This is a genomic window from Micromonospora sp. NPDC051924 (genome assembly GCF_055586005.1).
In genome coordinates this window covers 12,764-33,143 of record NZ_JBVJJA010000003.1, presented here as the reverse complement: position 1 = coordinate 33,143, position 20,380 = coordinate 12,764, and the positions used below count along the sequence as shown (strand labels likewise).

18 protein-coding genes are annotated in these 20,380 nt (G+C 72.8%); 8 read left to right on the top strand and 10 right to left on the bottom strand.

The genetic code is table 11. The features are described 5' to 3' along the window. Positions 1-31: 31 nt before the first annotated feature. Positions 32-2,074 (top strand): hypothetical protein, encoded by a 2,043-nt coding sequence (locus tag ACZ6S5_RS02730; protein WP_465997041.1) that lies wholly within the window; start codon positions 32-34, stop codon positions 2,072-2,074. 22 nt (positions 2,075-2,096) lie between these two features. Here ACZ6S5_RS02730 and ACZ6S5_RS02725 read toward each other — a convergent pair whose 3' ends face one another. The 5 genes from ACZ6S5_RS02725 to ACZ6S5_RS02705 all read right to left on the bottom strand — a co-directional run bounded on the left by ACZ6S5_RS02725 (position 2,097) and on the right by ACZ6S5_RS02705 (position 7,590). Further along, positions 2,097-2,840 (bottom strand): hypothetical protein, encoded by a 744-nt coding sequence (locus tag ACZ6S5_RS02725; RefSeq protein ID WP_465997039.1) that lies wholly within the window; start codon positions 2,838-2,840, stop codon positions 2,097-2,099. A 198-nt stretch (positions 2,841-3,038) separates the two neighbouring features. Then, positions 3,039-4,055 carry a class 1 isoprenoid biosynthesis enzyme gene (locus ACZ6S5_RS02720; RefSeq protein ID WP_465997037.1) on the bottom strand — a complete coding sequence of 339 codons (1,017 nt, stop codon included), beginning with the start codon at positions 4,053-4,055 and terminating at the stop codon, positions 3,039-3,041. A gap of 236 nt (positions 4,056-4,291) precedes the next feature. Continuing rightward, positions 4,292-5,038, bottom strand: coding sequence for an N-acetyltransferase (locus ACZ6S5_RS02715; RefSeq protein ID WP_465997035.1), 747 nt, complete (start codon positions 5,036-5,038; stop codon positions 4,292-4,294). A 63-nt stretch (positions 5,039-5,101) separates the two neighbouring features. Further along, positions 5,102-6,175: an alcohol dehydrogenase catalytic domain-containing protein gene (locus tag ACZ6S5_RS02710; RefSeq protein ID WP_465997033.1), complete on the bottom strand. Its 1,074-nt coding sequence runs from the start codon at positions 6,173-6,175 to the stop codon at positions 5,102-5,104. Beyond that, positions 6,172-7,590, bottom strand: coding sequence for an aldehyde dehydrogenase family protein (locus ACZ6S5_RS02705; protein ID WP_465997031.1), 1,419 nt, complete (start codon positions 7,588-7,590; stop codon positions 6,172-6,174). The genes ACZ6S5_RS02710 and ACZ6S5_RS02705 overlap by 4 nt, the downstream gene beginning before the upstream one ends. A 175-nt stretch (positions 7,591-7,765) precedes the next feature. Here ACZ6S5_RS02705 and ACZ6S5_RS02700 point away from each other — a divergent pair, with 175 nt between their 5' ends. Next, a complete protein-coding gene (locus ACZ6S5_RS02700; RefSeq protein ID WP_465997029.1) occupies positions 7,766-8,938 on the top strand; it encodes an acyl-CoA dehydrogenase family protein in 1,173 nt (390 codons plus the stop codon). A gap of 34 nt (positions 8,939-8,972) precedes the next feature. Then, a complete protein-coding gene (locus tag ACZ6S5_RS02695; RefSeq protein WP_465997027.1) occupies positions 8,973-9,395 on the top strand; it encodes an acyl-CoA thioesterase in 423 nt (140 codons plus the stop codon). Between the two features lie 17 nt (positions 9,396-9,412). On the opposite strand, the gene ACZ6S5_RS02690 is transcribed toward ACZ6S5_RS02695, so the two are convergent. Beyond that, the gene (locus ACZ6S5_RS02690; protein ID WP_465997025.1) at positions 9,413-9,883 is read right to left on the bottom strand and encodes a hypothetical protein; all 471 of its coding nucleotides are present in this window, start codon (positions 9,881-9,883) and stop codon (positions 9,413-9,415) included. Positions 9,884-10,027: 144 nt separating this feature from the next. On the opposite strand from ACZ6S5_RS02690, the gene ACZ6S5_RS02685 reads away from it, so the two are divergent. Next, positions 10,028-10,315 (top strand): DUF1905 domain-containing protein, encoded by a 288-nt coding sequence (locus ACZ6S5_RS02685; RefSeq protein WP_465997023.1) that lies wholly within the window; start codon positions 10,028-10,030, stop codon positions 10,313-10,315. 40 nt (positions 10,316-10,355) lie between these two features. Here the strand turns inward: ACZ6S5_RS02685 and ACZ6S5_RS02680 are convergent, their stop codons facing one another. From ACZ6S5_RS02680 to ACZ6S5_RS02670, 3 genes are all read right to left on the bottom strand, one after another. Continuing rightward, on the bottom strand, positions 10,356-11,198 hold the full coding sequence (locus ACZ6S5_RS02680) for an SAM-dependent methyltransferase (protein ID WP_465997021.1): 843 nt from the start codon (positions 11,196-11,198) through the stop codon (positions 10,356-10,358). Positions 11,199-11,287: 89 nt separating this feature from the next. Beyond that, positions 11,288-12,916 carry an isovaleryl-CoA dehydrogenase gene (locus ACZ6S5_RS02675; RefSeq protein WP_465997019.1) on the bottom strand — a complete coding sequence of 543 codons (1,629 nt, stop codon included), beginning with the start codon at positions 12,914-12,916 and terminating at the stop codon, positions 11,288-11,290. Beyond that, on the bottom strand, positions 12,913-13,512 hold the full coding sequence (locus ACZ6S5_RS02670) for a TetR/AcrR family transcriptional regulator (RefSeq protein ID WP_465997017.1): 600 nt from the start codon (positions 13,510-13,512) through the stop codon (positions 12,913-12,915). Before ACZ6S5_RS02670 ends, ACZ6S5_RS02675 begins: the two co-directional genes overlap by 4 nt. A 224-nt stretch (positions 13,513-13,736) precedes the next feature. Here ACZ6S5_RS02670 and ACZ6S5_RS02665 point away from each other — a divergent pair, with 224 nt between their 5' ends. The 4 genes from ACZ6S5_RS02665 to ACZ6S5_RS02650 all read left to right on the top strand — a co-directional run bounded on the left by ACZ6S5_RS02665 (position 13,737) and on the right by ACZ6S5_RS02650 (position 17,988). Next, positions 13,737-14,555 carry a basic amino acid ABC transporter substrate-binding protein gene (locus ACZ6S5_RS02665; RefSeq protein WP_465997015.1) on the top strand — a complete coding sequence of 273 codons (819 nt, stop codon included), beginning with the start codon at positions 13,737-13,739 and terminating at the stop codon, positions 14,553-14,555. A gap of 82 nt (positions 14,556-14,637) precedes the next feature. After that, on the top strand, positions 14,638-15,432 hold the full coding sequence (locus ACZ6S5_RS02660; protein WP_465997013.1) for an amino acid ABC transporter permease: 795 nt from the start codon (positions 14,638-14,640) through the stop codon (positions 15,430-15,432). Between the two features lie 5 nt (positions 15,433-15,437). Beyond that, entirely contained in the window at positions 15,438-16,277 is an 840-nt protein-coding gene (locus ACZ6S5_RS02655; protein ID WP_465997011.1) for an amino acid ABC transporter ATP-binding protein, read from the top strand. A gap of 94 nt (positions 16,278-16,371) precedes the next feature. Then, complete coding sequence (locus ACZ6S5_RS02650; RefSeq protein ID WP_465997009.1) at positions 16,372-17,988, top strand: FAD-dependent monooxygenase; 1,617 nt, start codon at positions 16,372-16,374, stop codon at positions 17,986-17,988. Positions 17,989-18,042: 54 nt separating this feature from the next. Here the strand turns inward: ACZ6S5_RS02650 and ACZ6S5_RS02645 are convergent, their stop codons facing one another. Further along, the gene (locus tag ACZ6S5_RS02645) at positions 18,043-20,286 is read right to left on the bottom strand and encodes a hypothetical protein (protein ID WP_465997007.1); all 2,244 of its coding nucleotides are present in this window, start codon (positions 20,284-20,286) and stop codon (positions 18,043-18,045) included. Positions 20,287-20,380: the final 94 nt, after the last annotated feature.

Sequence of the window (20,380 nt, the reverse complement as noted above, 5' to 3'; positions counted from 1 at the left end):
GAACATGTGGCGACGCAGGACGGCGTATCCGTTGCTTCTCTGGCTCGTGCTGGCCGCCGTCATCGCCGGGGCGTGGATGCGGTTCGGCAGCTCCAACCTGACCACCGTCCTGACGATCGTGTCCACTCTGGTCGCCCTGCTGCCCGTGCTGAAGGTCGGACCGTTGAGCTGGTCTGCCCCGGGCCGGCACAGCACGCCGGAGCAGGTCGACCGGGCGGTGCAGGTGCTCGCCATCGAGGTGCGCAAGCAATGGGACGAGGAGGCGCGCCGCCGCCAGCTCCAGGAGGCGCGCCAGATGCCGGTCCGCTGGGAGGTGGCCGACCGGCCGAACGACCGGGTACGGCTCCCGCCGGCCGGGCAATTACCGCGGTTGATCGACGAGTTCGTCGGGCAGCCCCGTCCGATGGTGGTCATCGGCGAACCGGGGTCGGGCAAGACCGGTCTGTGTGTCATCCTCCTGCTGGACCTGCTGAAGGAAGCGTCCGGGCGGGTGCCGGTGCTGTTGCAGATCGCCACTTGGGATCCGAGCGAGAACCTCGACGACTGGCTGGTCCGCCGGTTGACGGAGGACTACCCGTTCCTCGGCAACGAGGCCCGATTCGGTGCGGGCGCCACCCGCGAAATGGTCACCCAGCGGCTGGTGTTGCCCATCCTGGACGGTCTCGACGAGATGCCGCCCGAGCTGCGGCCTGTCGCGTTGCGCGCGCTCGACGACGACTGGTCCGCCGACCGGCCGTTCGTGCTGACCTGCCGCACCGAGGAGTTCCTGGCGGCCAACGCGCAGAACCTGCTGGTCGGCGTGCTGGTCGTGCGCCTACGGCCGCTGGAGCCCCAGGCAGCGGCGAACTTCCTGCTCGACGCCACCGCCGACGCCCGGCTGGAGGAGTGGGAGCCGGTCCTGGCGGAGCTGGTCGCGCACCCGTCGGACGATCTCGCGCTGACGCTCACCAACCCGCTGATGCTCGCGTTGGCCCGCACGGTCTACGAGGCCGAGGACGTGTCGCCCCGGGAGCTGCTCGACCGGCGCCGGTTCCCCCGGCAGCACGACGTGGAGGAGTATCTCCTCGACCGGTTCATCCCCACCGTGTTCCGTACCCGCCCGCACCGGGCGGTGCCCAGCCCGACCCGGGTGTCGCGTCGGTGGGACCCGGCCGTCGCCCAGCGGGCGCTGGTCTTCCTGGCCGTCCACCTGCAGACCCTGGGGACCCGCGACCTCGCGTGGTGGCAGCTGCAGCGGGCGGTGCCCCGTCCCGTCTCGCGGGTCGTGCGGATCACCGTGGGCACGGTGGGTTGCGCCCTGCTGGGCTGGATGATGTTCGGGCTGTTCGGTCGGCCCCGGTTCGGGCTGGCGTTCGGCCTGCTGGTCGGCTTCTTCGCCGCCCTTCCAATGGGCAGGTTGCGGGACAAGAAGCCGCGACGGTTTGTACCCCGGATTTTCCGCCGCGCGGAGTTGGCGCCGGAGTTCCTGGTGCGGGACATCGGCTTCGGCATCGTCGGGGTGCTCGTCGGCGGGCTCATCGTGGGCCTGCTGTTCAGCGTCGGATACGGCGTGCTGATCGGTCTGTTCTTCGGGCTCGTCTTCGGCATGGTGCGTCGGTTCACCGAGCCGACCGAGTCCAAGGAACCGGCCAGCCCGGGCAACGTGCTGCGCAGTGACCGCAGCACCGTGCTCTACGGCGCCGCGTTGGGGGGAACGGCCGGCGCGCTGGTCGGCGGTTTCCTGGGTGGTGTCGTCGGCGCCGAGCAGTACGGGTTGATCTTCCACCTCGACCCCATGGCGGAAGGGCTGCTCGGTGCCGGCGTCGGACTGCTGCTCGGGGCCGCCGGTCTCGGGATGATGGTCTACACCACCAGCGCGTGGGCGCAGTTCGTGCTGGCCCGGCTCTGGCTCAGCCACCGTGGCCGGACCCCGCTGCGGCTCATGACGTTCCTCCAGGACGCGCACAAACTCGGCGTGCTGCGCCAGGTGGGACCGGTCTTCCAGTTCCGGCACGCGTTGCTTCAGGAACGGCTGGTGCGGCCCCCGTCGGCGGCCCTCGAAGCACCCGAGCCGGAGACGGCGATCCAGGGGTGACCCGGGCGGCCGGCGGGGTCCGCTACGCCGCCCGGGCGGTGGTGAGCTGCACCGGACCGACCAGGGACCAGTGTGCGACGCGGCCGGGCCAGCAGCCGCCCGACCCGCCGGCGCCGGTGACCGTGACATACCGGGCCCGAGGGAATCGGATGCGCGCCCGGGTGATCGGCGCGTCCACGGGGTGGACCTGCAGGTCCGCCAGGCGCCTCCGCACGCTGTCGCTGCTCCGACCGGAGCCACCGGTCTCCCAGTAGCCAAATTCGATGCGGGCGTGCAAGGGGCCGTCGGCGCCGGCGGCGGCCTGCTGTTCGAGCAGCCAGGCGACGTCGGACGGGTTGGTCAGGTCGACGGCGCGGATGCCGGAGGCCGACTTGTCGCCGGCCACCTGCACCCGGACCGTGACCACCTCGAAGGGATGGCGCCGCAGCCGGCGTGACTGGTCGTCGAGCCACCCCCACTCGAAGGCGTACTGCCGCCGCTCGACGACCACCAGCGCCGCGGCGCGCACGATCGTGTACGCGACCAGGGCGATGGCGACGCCGGTCGCCGGTGCGTCGTGGACCAGCAGACGGCTGGCGATCACGGCCAGCACGGCGGCCCCCAGCCAGCCCAGGGTGACGTTGCGGGCCCGCTCGAAGGTCGACCAGCCGGGACCCACGGTGAGCCGCCGCAACAACCGGGCGGGGCCGGCCAGCGGTGCCGGAGGTATCGGAACCTCCGGCCGCGTGCTGCCCGGGTCGGTCAGCACCACCTCTGTCGTCCGCACCGCCTGCCGCCTCTCCCCGGCGTCCTGCCCGCACTGTCGCCGCCGTCTGCGGCTCGGCCGGGGCGGCACGCGTCGTCCGCCCGGCAGTTCGTGTCGCGGGGGCGGCCGCCAGGCGGGTACGCCCTCCGCGGTCACTGTACCGGCCGCCACCGTGGCGGGACCGAACGTGAGAACGCCAAGCTGGCATGATGCGCACAATCAGCCGGTTCCGCTGGTCGGGGCGCTCTCGGCCGGGAAGATGTTGCCGGCCGGCCGGAACAGCAACCGGTGGGCCTGACGCTCGCCCGGGTCGGGTCCCGAGGGCGGCCCTCCGCCCCGGGGCGGGGCGCCTGGGCGGTGCCGGCGCTGGTCGACCAGGTGATGGAGCAGGGCCCGCGCCAGCATCATGAACAACATGCCGAACAGCCGGTCGCGGCAGCACCGCGGGTGCTGCCGGCGGAACTCCCGGTGCAGCCACCCGATCTGTCGGCTGGTCTCGATGAGCGTGACCGTACCCAGGGTGACCTCGGTGCTGACGCCGGCGGAGCGGTCCAGGGCGACGTCGTGGTAGTCGTCCAGGACCTGCAGGACGTCGCCGAGTTCCATGAGCAGCCGGTGTTCGTCCGGCGGCAGCGCCGGGCGGAGCAGCCCGAACAGTGCTGTCGTGCCGAGCCCGCCCTTGCCGCGGGTGATCCGGCGCAGGTCCGGCCCGCCGACGACGGAGCCTCGTTGGCGCCGCGACTGGATCTGGAACTGGTGCATCCGGCGCAGGGCGGCGTAGACCGGCTCGGCGTTCTGGTGCCGCAGCGCCGCATCGATGCTGTCGTACAGCGCCAGGAGCAGTGCCTCGGCGTCCGACTGCGGCTGAAAGCGGCCGCCCTCGAACAGGACCGTCAGCCGTTCGTCGAGCCGAGGGCTGCGGAAGTTGTCGAACAGGTCGTCGTACACGCGGGTGAAGGAGCTGCCCAGTACGGCGCGGTCGGCCTGGAACGCGATCCCGGTGGCCTGCGCGTACCCGGACATCGCGAGGCTGACCTTGACGCTGGTGCCGAGCAGGATCCGTGCGACCTCCTGCTGCCGGCGGGTGCCATCGATGCTCCGGTCGACGATCGGCCGCACCGTCCGGTCGAAGACCTCGACGATCTGGTCGACCTCGCGCCGCACGAACCGGTACACGCTCGGCCACCCGGCCGCCAGCGGCGCGAGCCGCAGAACGGCGAGGACCTCAGTGGACACGGCCGGCTCACTCGGCCTGGGCCGACGAGGGCCGCCCCGCTCCGCGCGCCGTCCCCGTCGTCGAGTTCCATCGTGGACCTGATCGGTGTCTTGTGACTTGTTCTCGACACTGGCGCATGCATCGACAGTATCGAAGGTTATCACCGCCAGTGTTCGGCCGATGACGCGTCGGTTTTCGCACGGCGTCGGTCCGCGCCGTCGCCGGCGGTTGTGGAGTTCGCGCCAGTCGGGGCTCGTTACAGCCGGTGCCGCACCCAGACGTTCGGCTCGACGTAGACGGCGTAGTCGTGCGCGACGTCGCAGAGCACCGGCACCAGCGCGCCCGGCACGTGCACCGGCCCGCTGGTGTCGAACGGCAGGCCCGTCCAGCGCCGCCATTCTGCGAGGGTGCCGGTGATGGTCATCGACCGGGTGGCGACGCGCTCGATCCGCCCACCGGCCCGTACGTGCACCCGCAGCCACGGGTCCACCGGCAGGCCGTCCGCGCGGACCTGGGCCGCGTACTCGGCCGTGGGCAGGTCCGGCTGGGTGTGCTTGCCGCTCGGGCGGACCGGCGCCACGAGGGTGTCGAGGCCGCGCTTGGCGACCGCGGTCCGCATGGCGTCCAGCATCAGCGCGGACACGCCGCCGCCGCGCCGGTCGGGGCGGATGGTGATCTCCAGCGCCGAGGCCATCGTCGGTTGCCGTCCGAGGTGGCGGTCGACGGTGGACCGCTGGATCATCCGGTCCCAGCCGCCCTCGGGCAGGTCCGGCTCCGGCCAGTGCACGGGCACGGCGTACCCGCGGGCCACGGCCCGTCCCGGTTCGGTCGGGTCGATCGCGGCGAGCACCAGGTCGGGGTAGACGTCGTCGGCGACCCCGTAGTACACCGAGCTCATCATGTCCTGGAGCATGAAGGTCGGCCACGCCCCGTCGAAGTCGGCGTTGGTCAGCAGCGGCGCGAGGTCGGGACGGTCGGCCAGGCTCACGATCTCCAGAGTCACGGGCCGGATGGTAGAGCGGTCCCGGTCGGGACCGCACGTGAAATACGCCCGCGCCGGTCGCCCTCAGGGCAGGACGACGGTGCGGGCGCCCTCGCCGCGGGCCATCCGGTCGAAGCCCGCGGCGGCGCCGTCCAGCGTGGTCCGGTCCGTGATCAGAGGAGCCAGGTCGAGGGTGCCGTCGAGTACGGCCCGGGCCAGTTCGGGCACGTCCCGGTCCGGATCGGACGATCCGTAGACCGAGGAGCGCAGCGTACGGGCCGAGTGGAAGATGTCCAGGGCGCTCAGGCCGACGATGTCGTCCTTGGCGCCCATGCCGACCACGGTGACCTGCCCGCCCCGGCGGGTGGCCCGCCAGGCGGTGCGGATCGTCTCGCTGCGCCCGACGCACTCCAGGGCGTGGTCGACGCCCCGGCCGCCGGTGCGCGCGCGGACCGCCCGGTTGACGGACTCGTCGGCGAGCAGGAAGTCGGTGGCGCCCGCGGCGGCGGCCAGCTTCGCCTTGGCCGGCGACACGTCGACGGCGAGCACCGGGTCGGCGCCGGCTGCCCGGGCGGCGGTGACCACCGACAGGCCCACCCCGCCGAGCCCGATCACGGCGACCGAGTCGCCGGCGGCGACGCCGGCGGTGCGGCGGACCGCGCCGACGCCGGTGAGCACGGCGCAGCCGAGCAGCGCGGCGGCCTCGAAGGGCAGTTCGGCCGGGACCGGGATCACCGCCTGCTCCGGCACCACCACCTGTTCGGCGAGGGCGCCGAGGCCGAGGGTGACGTGCAGCGGCTCGCCGGCCGGGGTGCGGCCGCGGGCGGTGGCGGGCGCGCCGCCGCGTTCGCAGAGCCACGGCTCGCCGTGCCCGCAGTACCAGCACGTACGGCACGGTGGCGCCCAGTTCAGCACGACGTGGGCGCCGGGGGAGACCCGGGTGACGCCGCCACCGACCGCGGCCACCACGCCCGCCGCCTCGTGCCCGAGCACCAGCGGGTACGGCGGCGCGAGGGTGCCGTTGACCATGGACAGGTCGGAGTGGCAGACCCCGGCGGCCCGGATGTCGACCCGTACCTCGCCCGGGCCGGGGGGCGGCAGTTCGACGTCCTCGACCCGCAGCGGCGCGCCGGCGGCCCGGGCGACCAGGGCCCTCATCGCTGGATGGTCTTGGTCTGGCGGAACTCGTCCAGGCCGTAGGTGCCCAGCTCCCGGCCGAGGCCGGACTGCTTGTAGCCGCCGAACGGGGCGAGCGGGTTGAACGGGGCGCCGTTGATGTCGACCGCGCCGGTACGCATGCCGCGGGCCACCCGCAGCGCCCGCTCCCGGTCGCCGGACCAGACCGCGCCGGCCAGCCCGTACTGGGAGTTGTTGGCCACCGCGACGGCGTGTTCGTCGTCGTCCACGGGCAGCACCGACAGGACAGGCCCGAAGATCTCCTCCTGCGCCAGTGCGCTGTCCGGGTCGACGTCGGCGATCACGGTGGGGGCGACGAAGAAGCCCCGGCCCGGCGCCGCGGCGTCCGGTCCACCGGCGACCAGCCGGGCCCCATCGGACAGTCCCTTCGCGATGTGGTCGCGGACGCGCTGCCGCTGCGCCGCCGAGACCAGCGGGCCGAGTCGGGTGGCCGGGTCGAAGGGGTCGCCGAGCCGGTACGCCTCGGCGGCCTGCGCGGCGAGGGTGACGGCCTCGTCGTAGCGGGACCGGTGCACCAGCATCCGGGTCCAGGCGGTGCAGGTCTGCCCGGAGTTGAGGAAGGCGTTGCCCACACCCACCTTGACCGCGGTGGCGAGGTCGGCGTCGTCGAGGATCAGGTTCGCCGACTTGCCGCCCAGTTCCAGTGCGACCCGGGCGATGCGGTCGGCGGCGAGGTGGGAGATCCGCCGGCCGGTGGCGGTGGAGCCGGTGAAGGAGACCATGTCGACGTCGGGGTGGGCGGCGAGGGCCTCGCCGGCGACTGGGCCGGTGCCGGTGACCAGGTTGACCACGCCGGGCGGCAGGCCGGCCTCGGCGATCGCGTCGAAGAGCAGGTACGCCGTCAACGGGGTCAGTTCGCTGGGTTTGAGCACCACGGTGCAGCCGGCGGCCAGGGCCGGAGCGACCTTGGCGACGACCTGGTGCAGCGGGTAGTTCCACGGGGTGATCGCGCCGACCACGCCGACCGGCTCGTGAAGCACCAGCGAGTTGCCGATGGTCTCCTCGGCGGGCGGTCGCGCGGCCAGCTCGACGTAGCTGCGCAGAACGGTGAGCGGGAGGCCGGCCTGCACCCGGGTGGCCACCTTAAGCGGGGTGCCCAACTCCAGGGCGACGGTCCGGGCGATCTCGTCGGCCCGGGCGGCCAGCGCGGCGTGCAGCCGGTCCAGGTGGGCCGCCCGGTCGCCCGGCGCGGTGCCGGCCCAGCCGGGGAAGGCGGCCCGGGCGGCGGCGACGGCCCGGTCGACGTCGGACGCCGTGCCGGCCGGGACGGTCGCGATGATCTCCTCGGTCGCCGGGTTCTGCACCGGGATGGCCTCGCCAGTGGACGCGGTGACCCAGTGGCCGTCGAGGTAGAGGTCGGTCCGTGCGAGATCCATCGCGCTCCCCTCACGTACGTCACCGGAAACTACCGGCGGAAGGTTGCCGCCGGCGGGCGTGGCTGACTCTGCCACATCCGGGTCTGGACGAACTAAAACTTGCACCGATAGTTTGAGGCCCGTGGGACCTCCCGCGCGCTGTGCGGTGCCCCGACCGAGAGGATCCGGAGGAGAGATGGACTTCGCGCTGTCCGACGAGGAACGGGCGGTCCGGGAAACCGCGCGTGCCTTCATCACCCGTGAGGTGATGCCGCTGGAGCAGGAGGTGCTGCGCCGCGAGCGCGCCCACCGGCCCAGCCTGGACCGGTCCGAGCTGCGCGAACTTCAGCTCAAGGCGCGCACGTTCGGCTTCTGGGGGCTGGCCACGCCGGAGCAGTACGGCGGGATGGACCTGCCGGCGGTCATGCAGTCGCTGATCTGGACCGAGCTGGGGCGTACCTTCGTGCCGTTCCGGTTCGGCGGCGAGGCGGACAACATCCTCTTCCACGCCACCGAGGAGCAGAAGCGGGAGTTCCTGATCCCGACCATCGAGGGGGAACGGATCTCCTGCTTCGCGATCACCGAGCCGGGCGCCGGCTCGGATGCGGCGAACATCCGGTTGCGCGCCCGCCGCGACGGCGACGACTGGGTGCTCGACGGGGAGAAGACCTTCATCACCAACGGCAACGACGCCGACTTCGCCATCGTCATCGCGGTGACCGACCCGGCGAAGGGCGCCCGCAACGGCGGCGCCACCGCGTTCCTGGTGGACCGGGAGATGGGCTGGCGGTCGGAGTTCATCCAGACCATGGGGGAGGGCGGCCCCGCGTCGCTGATCTTCGACGGCGTACGGGTGCCGCACCGCAACATCCTCGGCGCGGAGGGGCAGGGCTTCGCGCTCGGGATGGAGTGGATCGGCAAGGGCCGCTACACCATCCCCTCGCACGCCATCGGCATCGCCGAGCGGGTGTTGCAGATGGCCGTCGACCAGGCCAACACCCGGGAGACGTTCGGCGCGAAGATCGGCACCAACCAGGCCATCCAGTGGATGATCGCCGATTCGGAGACCGAGCTGGAGGCCGCCCGTTGGCTGGTGCTCAAGGCGGCGTGGACGGTCGACCAGGGCCTGGACCCGCGGCACGCCTCCTCGATGTGCAAGCTCTACGGCGCGGGCATGGTGAACCGGGTGGTGGACCGGGCGCTGCAGATCCACGGCGGCATGGGCTACACCCGCGAGCTGCCCATCGAGCGCTGGTACCGGCAGGTCCGGCTGTACCGGATCTTCGAGGGCACCGACGAGATGCAGCGGCTGATCATCTCCCGCGACCTGCTGCGCGGCCACACGAGGATCGGCGGTCACCTGGCCTGAGGGCCTCGCCGGAGCCGCCGTTAGGCTCGTGGGCATGGGAGATCCGTTCCGGGTGCGCATCACCATCCGCGGCTACGAGCTCGACACGCAGGGCCACCTGAATCAGGCCGTCTACCTGCAGTACAGCGAGCACGCCCGGTGGGAGTGCCTGCGCGCGGCCGGGATCTCGCAGGACCGGCTCATAGCCAGTGGCGTGGGCCCGGTGGCCCTGGAGGTCACCGTCCGGTACCTGCGGGAGCTGCGTGGCGGCGACGAGGTGGACGTGTCCTGCGAGTTCCGTTGGGGTGAGGGCAAGACCTTCCAGATCGTGCAGGAGCTGACCCGGCCGGACGGCACCCAGGTCGCCACGGTGACCGGGGTGGGCGGCCTGCTCGACCTGTCCGCCCGGCGGCTGGTGCCCGACCCGCGCGAGCGGTTCCGGGAGCTGGCCGGCGACCCCGGCCCGCTGAATCTCTGACCGGGCTGGCCGTGCCCTCAGTCGAGGTGGAGGGTCACCAGCGTCCCGTGGAGTTCCGCCTCGGCGTACTGCCGGGCGTCCTCGTCGGCGACCCAGAGGAAATAGCTGTCCTGCGCGGTCGGTACGCCCTTGACCGCGAACCAGAACCGGCACGTGCCGTCGGTGAGCGCCCGACCGTCGGTCAGCTGCCCGGTGGCCATCGTCCCGCCGCCGGCGGCGAGGAGCACCGGGGCGCCGTCCCGGACGCCGGCGTGACCGCCCGTGCCGGCGCAGCCGCCCTGGTCGTCCCGGGTGAAGGACGTGCCGGCGCCGAGCACCGCCGCGCCGGTGACCACGAAATTCCCCGTGGCCGGTCGGCTCGGCGGGGTGACGCTGTGCGGCCGCTGGGCGCCCAGGAACGACGTGAGGGCGAGTCCGAGCCCGGCGGCGCCGCCCGCCCACATCCAGACGTTGTTCCGTCGGGTCGGGGCCGTCTGTAACGGCTGCATGCGGAATCCTCTGTCGGCTCGGTCCCCGCCGGCGCGGGCGCGACGGTCAGCGGGAAGTGTCGTCGAAGATCGTTGATCTCCGCAACCCCGGAACTCAGGAGTGCGCGCGCTAGATGTCGGCCGGGCGGCCCCTATCCTGAGCCGATGATCCTGGAGTTCACCGGCGAGCTGTGGTTCTGGCGGGGCCCGGCGCCGTGGCACTTCGTCACCGTCCCCGAGGAGCAGTGCGGCGAGCTGGAAGCGGCCTCGGCGCTGGTGACCTACGGCTGGGGCATGATCCCGGTGACGGCGCGGATCGGGGACACCGGCTGGCAGACGTCGTTGTGGCCGAAGGACGGCCGGTACATCGTGCCGGTGAAGGCGTCCGTGCGGAAGGTGGAGGGGCTGGAGGTCGGCGACCCGGTGACGGTCCGCCTCACCGTCGACGCCTGAACCGCCGCCCCGGTTCCCGCCGCCGTCCGCGTCCCTCGGGTCAGGGCTTGCGGGCGATCGCCGCGTACATGGCCGCGTGCGCCACGGGTGGCCGCTGCTCCGGGGCGTCGTCCGGCCGCCACTCCGTCACCGGGCTGATGCCTGGCTCGACGAACTCCAGGCCGTCGAAGAATGTGCCGAACTCGTCGCGGTTCCGGAACGCCATGTCGATCATGCTGGCCTTGGTTGCCGGCGCCGCGGTCGCCGCGAGGTCCTGGGGCACCATGTCGAGGGTCGTGTGGGAGATCGCCAGGTAGCTGCCCGACGGGAGCGCCTCGACCAGCCGCCGGGTGATCCCGTACGGGTCGTCGGCGTCGGTGAGGAAGTGCAGGATCGCCACCAGCATCAGCCCGACCGGCCGGTCGAAGTCGATCGTGGCCCGTACGTCGGGGTGGGCGAGGATCTTCTCCGGCTCCCGCAGGTCCGCGTCGACGTACGCGGTGGCCCCTGCCGGCGTGCTGGTGAGCAGGGCGCGGGCGTGCGCGAGCACGATCGGGTCGTTGTCGACGTACGCGACCCGCGCGTCGGGGGCGACGGCCTGGGCGACCTCATGCATGTTCGGGCTGGTCGGAATGCCGGTGCCGATGTCCAGGAACTGCCGGATGCCAGCCGTGCCGGCCAGGTAGCGGGTGGCCCGGTGCATGAACCGCCGGTTCTCGATCACGGTGGTCCGGATCGGCGGATAGGCAGCGGCGATCGCGTCGCCGGAGCGCCGGTCGGCCGCGAAGTTGTCCTTGCCGCCCAGCCAGTAGTCGTAGCGGCGGGCCGGGTGCGGCACGGACGGGTCGATCCGCGACGACGGTTGCTCCGGCACCGGGCGTACCCCTGACGTCGTGTCGGCCACCGCGACCTCCCTGTCCATAGTGGGCGTGCCCGCCGATCCTAGCGGCCGGCGCCGCCGTCGGCCGACCCCCTGGACCGCCTCCGCCGTGGTCAGCCCAGCTTGGGCGCGGCCCGGGAGATGATCGCGGCGAAGTCGACACCGGCCGGCAGGGTGCCGAAGGCCTGGCCGTGGTCGCCGCCGAGGCGGGAGGCGCAGAAGGCGTCGGCGACGGCCGGGTGGCCGTGCCGGACCAGCAGCGAGCCCTGCAGGACCAGGGCGAGCCGTTCGACGACGCGGCGGCCCCGCAGTTCGAGGTCGCGGTGGTCGGACAGGTCGGCCCGCACCTGGCGTACGGCGGCGTCGAGCCGGGGGTCGGCGCCGGTGGCGGCGGTGACCTCGGCCTGGAACGCCGCCATGACCTCGGGCTCCCTGGCCAGGGCGCGCAGCACGTCCAGCGCGGCGACGTTGCCGGAGCCCTCCCAGATCGAGTTCAGCGGCGACTCGCGGAACAGCCGGGGCATGCCCGACTCCTCGACGTAGCCGTTGCCGCCGAGGCATTCGAGGGCCTCGGCGGCGTGTGCCGGCCAGCGCTTGCAGACCCAGTACTTGCCGACGGCGAGGGCGAGCCGTTTGAAGGCGGTCTCGCCGGCGTCGCCGCGCGCGGACCGGTCGGTCGCTCCCGCGAGCCGCGTCATCAGGACGGTGGCGGCCTCGGACTCGACCGCGAGGTCGGCGAGCACGTTGCGCATCAGCGGCTGGTCGACGAGGTACCGGCCGAACGCCTGCCGGTGGGTGGCGTGGTGGACGGCGGTGATCACCCCTTGGCGCATGCCGGCTGCCGCGCCGATGACGCAGTCGAGCCGGGTCAGGTTGACCATGTCGATGATGGTGCGCACGCCGCGGCCCTCGTCCCCGACGCGCCAGGCGGTCGCGTGCTCGTACTCGATCTCCGCCGAGGCGTTGGACCGGTTGCCGAGCTTGTCCTTGAGGCGCATCAGCCGCATCGGGTTGCGGCTGCCGTCGGGCAGGACGCGCGGGACGAGGAAGCAGGTGAGCCCGCCCGGCGCCTGGGCGAGGGTCAGGAAGAGGTCGCACATCGGCGCCGAGGTGAACCACTTGTGCCCGACGAGCCGGTAGCTGCCGTCCGGGTCGGGGTGGGCGGTGGTGGTGTTGGCCCGTACGTCGGAGCCGCCCTGCTTCTCCGTCATCGACATGCCGGCCAGCAGCCCCCGCTTGGCCAGCGGGGGACGCAGCCCGAAGTCGTACGTGCCGGCGGTGAGCAGCGGTTCGTACCGCGCGGCCAGGTCCGGGTCGTGCCGCAGCGCCGGCACGGCCGCGTAGGTCATCGAGATCGGGCAGCCGTGGCCGGCGTCGGGGCGCCAGGTGTAGAACTTGGCCGCCCGGGCGACGTGCGCGCCCGGCCGGCCGTCGGCCCATGGTGCGGCGTGCAGGCCGTGCGTGACCGCGGTGCGCATCAGCTCGTGCCAGGCCGGGTGGAACTCCACTTCGTCGATGCGGTGGCCGTAGCGGTCGTGGGTACGCAGGACCGGCGGGTGTTCGTTGGCCAGCCGCCCGTACTCGATCGCCTGCTCGCTGCCGCCGAGGCGGCCGAGCTCGTGCAGCTCGGCGGCGGCCCAGCCGGCGCCCTCGCGCGCGAGCCCGTCGAGCAGCGCCGGGTCGTCGGCGGCGTCGTAGCCGACCAGCGGGGGAACCTGGTTGCGGACCTCGTGTGTCGTCACGGCGTTGCTCCCAGCGCGCGGTGGATGAAGGTGACCAGGTTGGGGATGGTGCCGGGGCCGGTGACCCCGGCGGCCAGTGGACCGACCATGGCCTCGGCCAGGGCGCCGACCAGGGCGGTCGCGGTCAGGTCCGGGTCCTGCGGGGGCAGTTCGCCGCTCACCACCCCCGCCGCGACGTAGCCGGCGATCAGGTCGGCGTACGCCCGGCGGAAGACGAGCCGCTCGGCGTCGACTGCCGGGTCGACCGGCTCGGCGAGCAGGGCGTACGCCAACCGGGGGGAGCGCAGCGCGCGACCGGAGAACGTCTCGGCGACGGCGGACACCTGCGCGGCGGCGGTGGCGCGTAGTGCCGCGGCGCGGGCGACGGCGTCCACCTCGCGCCGGGAGGCGGTGCGGAACACCTCGGCGAACAGGTCGGCCTTGGTGGGGAAGTGGCGGTAGACGCTGCCGGTGGCCACGCCGGCCCGCTCGGCGACGGCGGCGATCGAGCATCCGGCGTACCCGTGCCCGGCCATGATCTCGAGCGCGGCGGCGATGATCCGCTCGCGGGAGGCGTTCAGTCGGGCTTTGACCCGCTCGGTGCTCCGGTACGGCACGCAAGAAGTGAACCACCGTTCAAACCTTGGCCGCAAGGGGTCCTCGTGTCCGGTTCCGCGTCGGGTGCCGGGTTCGGCTGAGCGGAAACGGTCACAGGTTGGACGCGGTGCCCCCTTGTGATCTTGGTGCGACTCCGCCGTTCGGGTAGCGTCCCCCGAGCACACCGTCTTTGCACCAGCCCTGGCTGCACGTCGGACCGGGGTCGAACGAGAGGGACACTGCCGTGAAGGTCCGTAGCGCAGTCCGCAGGGCTGGCGTCGTCGTGGCGATCGCCGCCCTCGCGGTGACCGCCGGTTGCGCCAAGAAGGAGCAGGGCGAGGTCCAGGCGGGCGGCGTCAAGCTCATCGAGAAGGGCAAGCTGACCGTCTGCACCCACCTGCCGTACGCGCCGTTCCAGTCCAAGGACGCCAGCGGCAAGGTGATCGGCTTCGACGTCGACATCATGGACCTGGTCGCCAAGGACCTGGGCGTCGAGCAGACGATCGTCGACACCCCGTTCGAGGGCATCAAGTCCGGCCAGGACCTGAACACCGGCAAGTGCGACGCGGCCGCCGCCGGCATGACGATCACCGAAGAGCGGCAGAAGGTCATGGACTTCTCCAGCCCGTACTTCGACGCCACCCAGGCGATGCTCGTCAAGGCCGGCAAGCCGTACAAGTCGCTGGACGACCTCAAGGGCAAGAAGCTCGGCGTCCAGGCCGCGACGACCGGCCGTGACTACGCCAAGAAGCTCGCCGACGAGAAGGGCCTGCAGCTCGTCGAGTTCGAGGACCTCGCCGCCGAGCAGCAGGCGCTGGCCAACGGCCAGATCGAGGCCGCGATCAACGACCTGCCGGTCTGGACCGAGTACATCAAGGAGCACCAGGGCGGCTTCGAGGTGGCGGCCGAGTTCGACACCGGTGAGCAGTACGGCTTCTCGGTGAAGAAGGGCGGCAACCCGGAGCTGCTCAAGAAGATCAACGACGTGCTCGCCAAGGCCAAGCAGGACGGCACGTACGACTCGATCTACGAGAAGTGGATCGGCAAGAAGCCGAACGCCTGATCCACCCTTCCGGCCGGAGGGCGCGCCCGCGCGGCGCGCCCTCCGCGTCGGCAACGTCCGCACAGTCAAGGAGCGTCGAACCGTGAAGCTGCGCCGCCGCCAGCGAGAACGGCTGTCCCTCTGGCTCCAGTACCTGGCCTTCGTCGCCGTCATCGCCGTGGTGCTCCTCGCCGCGGACTGGGGCCGGCTGCGGGAAGCGTTCTTCCGCGTCGACATCATCGAGTCGATGTTCCCGACGGTCATCACCGTCGCGCTGCGCAACACCGTCCTCTACACCCTGGGCGCCTTCGCCTTCGGCCTGGTGTTCGGCACCCTCCTCGCGCTGATGCGGCTGTCCCGGGTGGCGCCCTACCGCTGGGTCGCGACCGCGTACATCGAGCTGTTCCGGGGCCTGCCGGCGCTGCTGGTGCTCTTCCTCGTCGGGTACGGCATCCCCATCGCCTTCCCGGAGCGGGAGATCCCGGGCGGCGTGTTCGGGTCGATCACGATCGGCCTCGGCCTGACCGCCGCGGCGTACATGGCCGAGACCATCCGGGCCGGCATCCAGGCCGTGCCGAAGGGGCAGATGGAGGCGGCCCGCACCCTCGGCATGTCGCACTTCACCGCGATGCGCACCATCGTCATCCCGCAGGCGTTCCGGATCGTGATCCCGCCGCTGACGAACGAGCTCATCCTGCTCACCAAGGACTCGTCGCTCGCCTACGTGCTCGGCGTGACGGCGCAGACCATCGAGGTCACCAAGTTCGGCCGCGACACGCTGAACGACCGGGTGAACGCCACCCCGCTGCTGGTGGCCGGCCTCACCTACCTGATCATCACCCTGCCCCTGTCCCAGGTGGTACGGCGCCTCGAACTCCGCTACGCCAAGGCTCGGTGATCCAGATGACGACTACCCCGTCCCGGCCCGCCGTCGAGATCCGCGACCTGCACAAGTCCTTCGGCTCGCTCGAAGTGCTCAAGGGCATCGACTTCGAGGTCGGCCACGGCGAAGTGGTGTGCGTCATCGGGCCGTCCGGCTCCGGCAAGTCGACCCTGCTGCGCTGCGTCAACCTCCTGGAGGAGCCGACCGCCGGCAAGATCTGGGTCAACGGCACCGAGATGACCGACCCGGACGTCGAGATCGACGCGGTACGCCGCGGCATCGGCATGGTCTTCCAGTCGTTCAACCTCTTCCCGCACCTGACCGTGCTGGACAACCTCACCATCGCCCAGCGCCGGGTGCTGCGCCGCGGCCGCGCCGAGGCCGGACGGGTCGCCCGGGACAACCTGGCGCGGGTCGGCCTGACCGACAAGGCCGGCGCCTACCCGGCACAGCTGTCCGGCGGGCAGCAGCAGCGGGTGGCGATCGCCCGGTCGCTGTCGATGGACCCCAAGCTGATGCTCTTCGACGAGCCGACCTCCGCGCTCGACCCCGAACTGGTCGGCGACGTCCTCACCGTCATGCGCCAGCTCGCTGAGGAGGGCATGACCATGATGGTGGTGACCCACGAGATGGCGTTCGCCCGCGACGTCGCCGACCGGGTCGTCTTCATGGACGGCGGCGTGGTGGTCGAGCAGGGGCCGCCGCAGGAGGTCCTCGGCGCGCCGCAGCACGAGCGGACCCGCTCTTTCCTCTCCCGGGTCCTCGACCCGACCCATGTCGCGCAGCTCGGCCAGCCCGACCAGTCCGCCGAGCCGCCCGCCTCGCCCGGCCTCCCGGCCGACGACCGCCACAACATCTGACCCCCCTCCGGCGGCCGGAAGCCGTGTCGCACCGTCGACCGCCGGCCGGCGGTGACACCATCGAAGGCGAGACCGACGAGTCGGGAGAGCCGAGATGGCCGAGCACGGCGCAGTGGTCCCGGCCCGCGCGGACGGGACCGACGTCCTGGTGGTGGGCGCCGGCCCGACCGGCCTGGCGCTGGCCGGCCGGCTGGCCGCCGCCGGCGTCCGGTTCCGCCTGATCGACCGCGCCACGGACCGGGTCCACGAATCGCGGGCGCTGGCGATCCAGCCCCGCACCCTGGAGGTGCTCGCCGGCCTCGGCGTGACGGGCGACCTGGTGGCTGCCGGCAACACGACGGTCCGGCTGTGCCTGCACGCGGGCGGCCGGGCCCGGTCGGTGCCGCTGTTCGACCTCGGCCTGAAGGACACCGCGTATCCGTACCTGCTGCTCCTGTCGCAGGCCGAGACCGAGCGGATCCTGGGGGAGCGCCTGGGCACGGCCGGGCTGGGCGTGGAACGCGGTGCCGAGCTGGTCGGACTGGACCGCACCGGCGACGGCGTGCTGGCCACCCTGCGGCACGCCGACGGCCGCGCGGAGCGGCTGCCGGCCCGGTACGTGGTGGGCTGCGACGGCGCGCACAGCACCGTCCGGCACCTCGCGGGGATCGGCTTCGCGGGCGGCGCGTACCCGCAGACGTTCGTCCTGGCCGACCTCGACGCCGACGGCCTCGAGCCGGGTATGGCGCACGTGTTCCTGTCGGGGCCGGGGATGCTGCTCTTCTTCCCCCTCGAGCACCCCGCCGGCTGGCGGCTGCTGGTCATGCGGCCGCCCACCGACGTGGTCGCGCCGGACGCCCCGGTGACCCTGGCGGAGGTGCAGGCGTTCGCCGACGCCTACACCGGCGGGACCGTGCGACTGCGCCAGCCGGTCTGGATGACCAACTTCCGGCTGCACCACCGCGCCGCCACCCGCTACCGGGCCGGCCCGATCTTCCTGGCCGGCGACGCCGCCCACATCCACAGCCCGGCCGGCGCGCAGGGCATGAACACCGGCATCCAGGACGCCGTCAACCTCGGTTGGAAGCTCGTCCAGACGGTGCGCGGCGAGGCCGACCCGGGCCTGCTCGACACCTACGAGGCGGAACGGGGGCCGGTCGGCCGGCTGGTGCTGCGCTTCACCGACCGGGCGTTCACCGTCGCCACCTCCACCAACCCGGTCGTCCGGTTCGTCCGTACCCGGGTCGCGCCGGCCCTGGTCCCCGTCGTGCTCGCCCCCCGATTCGTCCGGTCCACCGCCTTCCGCACGGTGTCCCAGCTGGCCATCACCTACCGGAACAGCCCGCTGTCGACGGACGGGCCGAACCCGCCGCGCGGGGGCCCACGGGCCGGCGACCGGCTGCCCGACGCGCCGCTGGCGCAGGGCGGCACGCTCCACCAGCTGACGGCCGAGCCCCGATGGCACCTGCTGCTGTGCGGGCCGCCCGACGCGTGGTCCGGCGACGAGACCGCGACGCTGAGCGAGCGGTACGCCGACCAGCTCGACGTGCACCGGCTCGCCGGGCCTGATGCCACGGACGCGACCGCCGGGCAGGTGTCGCGCCGGCTCGGCCTCACCCGCGGTGCCAGCGGCCAGTACCTGGTCCGGCCCGACGGGTACGTCGGCTACCGGGCCGGCGGCAGCGACCTGACCGGGCTGCTGGCCTACTTGGCATGCTGGCTCCCCGGGTAGCCGCGGTCCGGCGCACGCTTCTCGACCAGCGCGGGCGGTGCCGGCGCGAGCGGATCACTCGTCCCGTGGCGGCGTGCGGCGCAACCGGTCGGCGAGCTCGCGGACGGCGTCGGCGAAGCGTGGGTCGTACTCGCCGGGCCAGTGCCCGACGATCGAGGGTGGGACCGTGTCGCTGGGCGGGGTCACCACGTCCGAGGGGTCGCGCAGCCGGCGGTCCACCGACGCCGGCGGTCCGGGGACGGTGGCCGGCTCGCCCGGCCGGTGCGGCGAGAAGACCCAGCCGCCTATCGGGTCGGTGTCCCGCCACAGGTTGATCCACCGCCAGCCGACCCGCCGCCCGAGCTCGCACAGCACCTCGTGGTGGACGTACGCGGGGAACCACCGCGCGTACAGCCGGTGCATGGGAGAGCCGTACGTCAACAGGGCCACCCGGCCGACGGTCTGCGGCGGCAGTTGCAGCACCGCCGCGGCGAGCAGTATCGAGCCGTGGCTGTGCCCGGTCAGCAGCACGCCCTGGCCCTGCCCGGTCAGGTAGGTGATCCGGCGGCTGAGCTCCGGCACGGCCCGCTCGGCGTAGCAGGGTGGCGCGAACGGGTGCGCGACCCGGGGCCAGAACGTGCCCACGTCCCACAACACGCCGACGTAGCGGCGGAACTCCGAGGTCCGGTACGCGAAGATACCGCCGATGATCAGGCCGAGGACGACGGCGGCGATGACGTAGCTGCCCAGGACGAGGCCGAAGTTGACCAGGGCCGCGGGGATCGGGGTCCAGCGGTCGATCAAATCGCCGGGATGCTGCTTGACCATGCCGAGCGTGCTGGTGGCCATGCCGAGCCCGGCGAGCCCAGCGTAGGTGAGGGCGAGCGGGGTCAGCCGCTCGGTGAACCGGGCCCGGGCGATCACCTTTCCCACATCTTGCAGCCGGGGGCCGGACTCGGGCGGCGCGTCGGGGAAGTCGCGGGCGAGGATCTCCGCCGCCGCGCGCCGACGGGCCGGTCCGGACACCACCGCCACCACCACCGCGGCCGCCGACGCGACCGCCACCGCCAGGAAGAAGCCGAAGATCGCCCACTTGTACGCCAGCGGTGGGCTACTGGCCAGTCGCTCGGCGGTCGGGGCGCTGCGGTCCAGCAGGTCCGCCACCCGGTATACCAGTTCGGCGGAGAAGGCGATGGCCAGTCCGGTGGCGACCGCGCCCATGACCGGGGAGCCGAGCGCCCGCAACCGGGAACCGCCCGGTGCCCGGCCCCGAGCCCAGAGGACCACCACCCCGAGCACGACCAGCAGGGCGGTCTGGGTCAGGAAGAGCGCGCCGACGATCACCGGGTACGCCGGCAGGTTGGTGATGGCCGGCCAGGGGGCCGGATCGACGGCCACCGCGACCAGCACCGCGACGGTGAGAATCAGCGCCGCCGTCTTCAGGTGCCGCACGCTCCGGTCGGTGGCCGGGCTTCGCTCGGTCCGGTCGATGACCGGGTGCGCGCAGACCAGCACGACACAGGCGGCGAGGACAGCTCCGGTGAGTACGGCCAGCGGCATGGTCCAGGCCGCCGCGGCGCTGCCGGTAGCCCGCGCGGCGAGCAGCACGGCGTCGAGGGTGGCCAGGGCGGCGGTGATATGGAGCGCGCGCAGCCGGGAGACCACCGGTGCGACGTCCCACTGACCGACCGCCGTGAGTTGGTGCTGGCCCGAGGTCGTCAACGGGCCGCGGAACTCCGCGAAGGTCCATCCCGGCCGGGTGCCGAGCCGCCAGACCAGGGCGACCGCAGCGGTCGGGACCAGCGCGAGCAGCGCCAGGCGGAGCCCGACCGGGCGCCCGCCCAGCCAGGACAGCCAGCTCCGGCCGGCCAGGCACCGGTGGGACGCCATGCACTTCCAGGCGACCAGGTCCAGGGCCACCCCGGCCACGGCGAGCACGTACAGCGCAGTGAGGGTCAGCGCGAGCACCCGGCACAGGCCCTTCATGATGGCGCCCGGCATGTCGTTGCTGGCCGGGCGCATCCAGATCGCCATGTTGCAGAGCATGAACGGCAGCAGGAACACCAGCGACAGCGTGCGCACGGCCGTACCGGACGGCAGGTCCCGCCACCGGTACGCCTCCAGGATCACTCCGCCCGCGCCCGTGGTGTCCGGGTAGCCGGGGCGGGGGCGGTAGAAGCCGCCGCTGCGGTCCCCGGCGACCTGCCGTACGTGCGGCCGGTCCAGCACCTGCTCCGCTGCGGCGCCCGACACGCCGTGCACCCGCAGCTCGACGACCTCCTCCGGTGGCCGGTCCGCCCGCGCTGGCGCTTCCGACATCCGTCCCCCGAGTTGTCGTGACACCGATGCTGTGCAACCACGGTCGTCGGGCCGCACGGCGCGGTGGTCTACCCGTTCCGCGCCTGATCACACG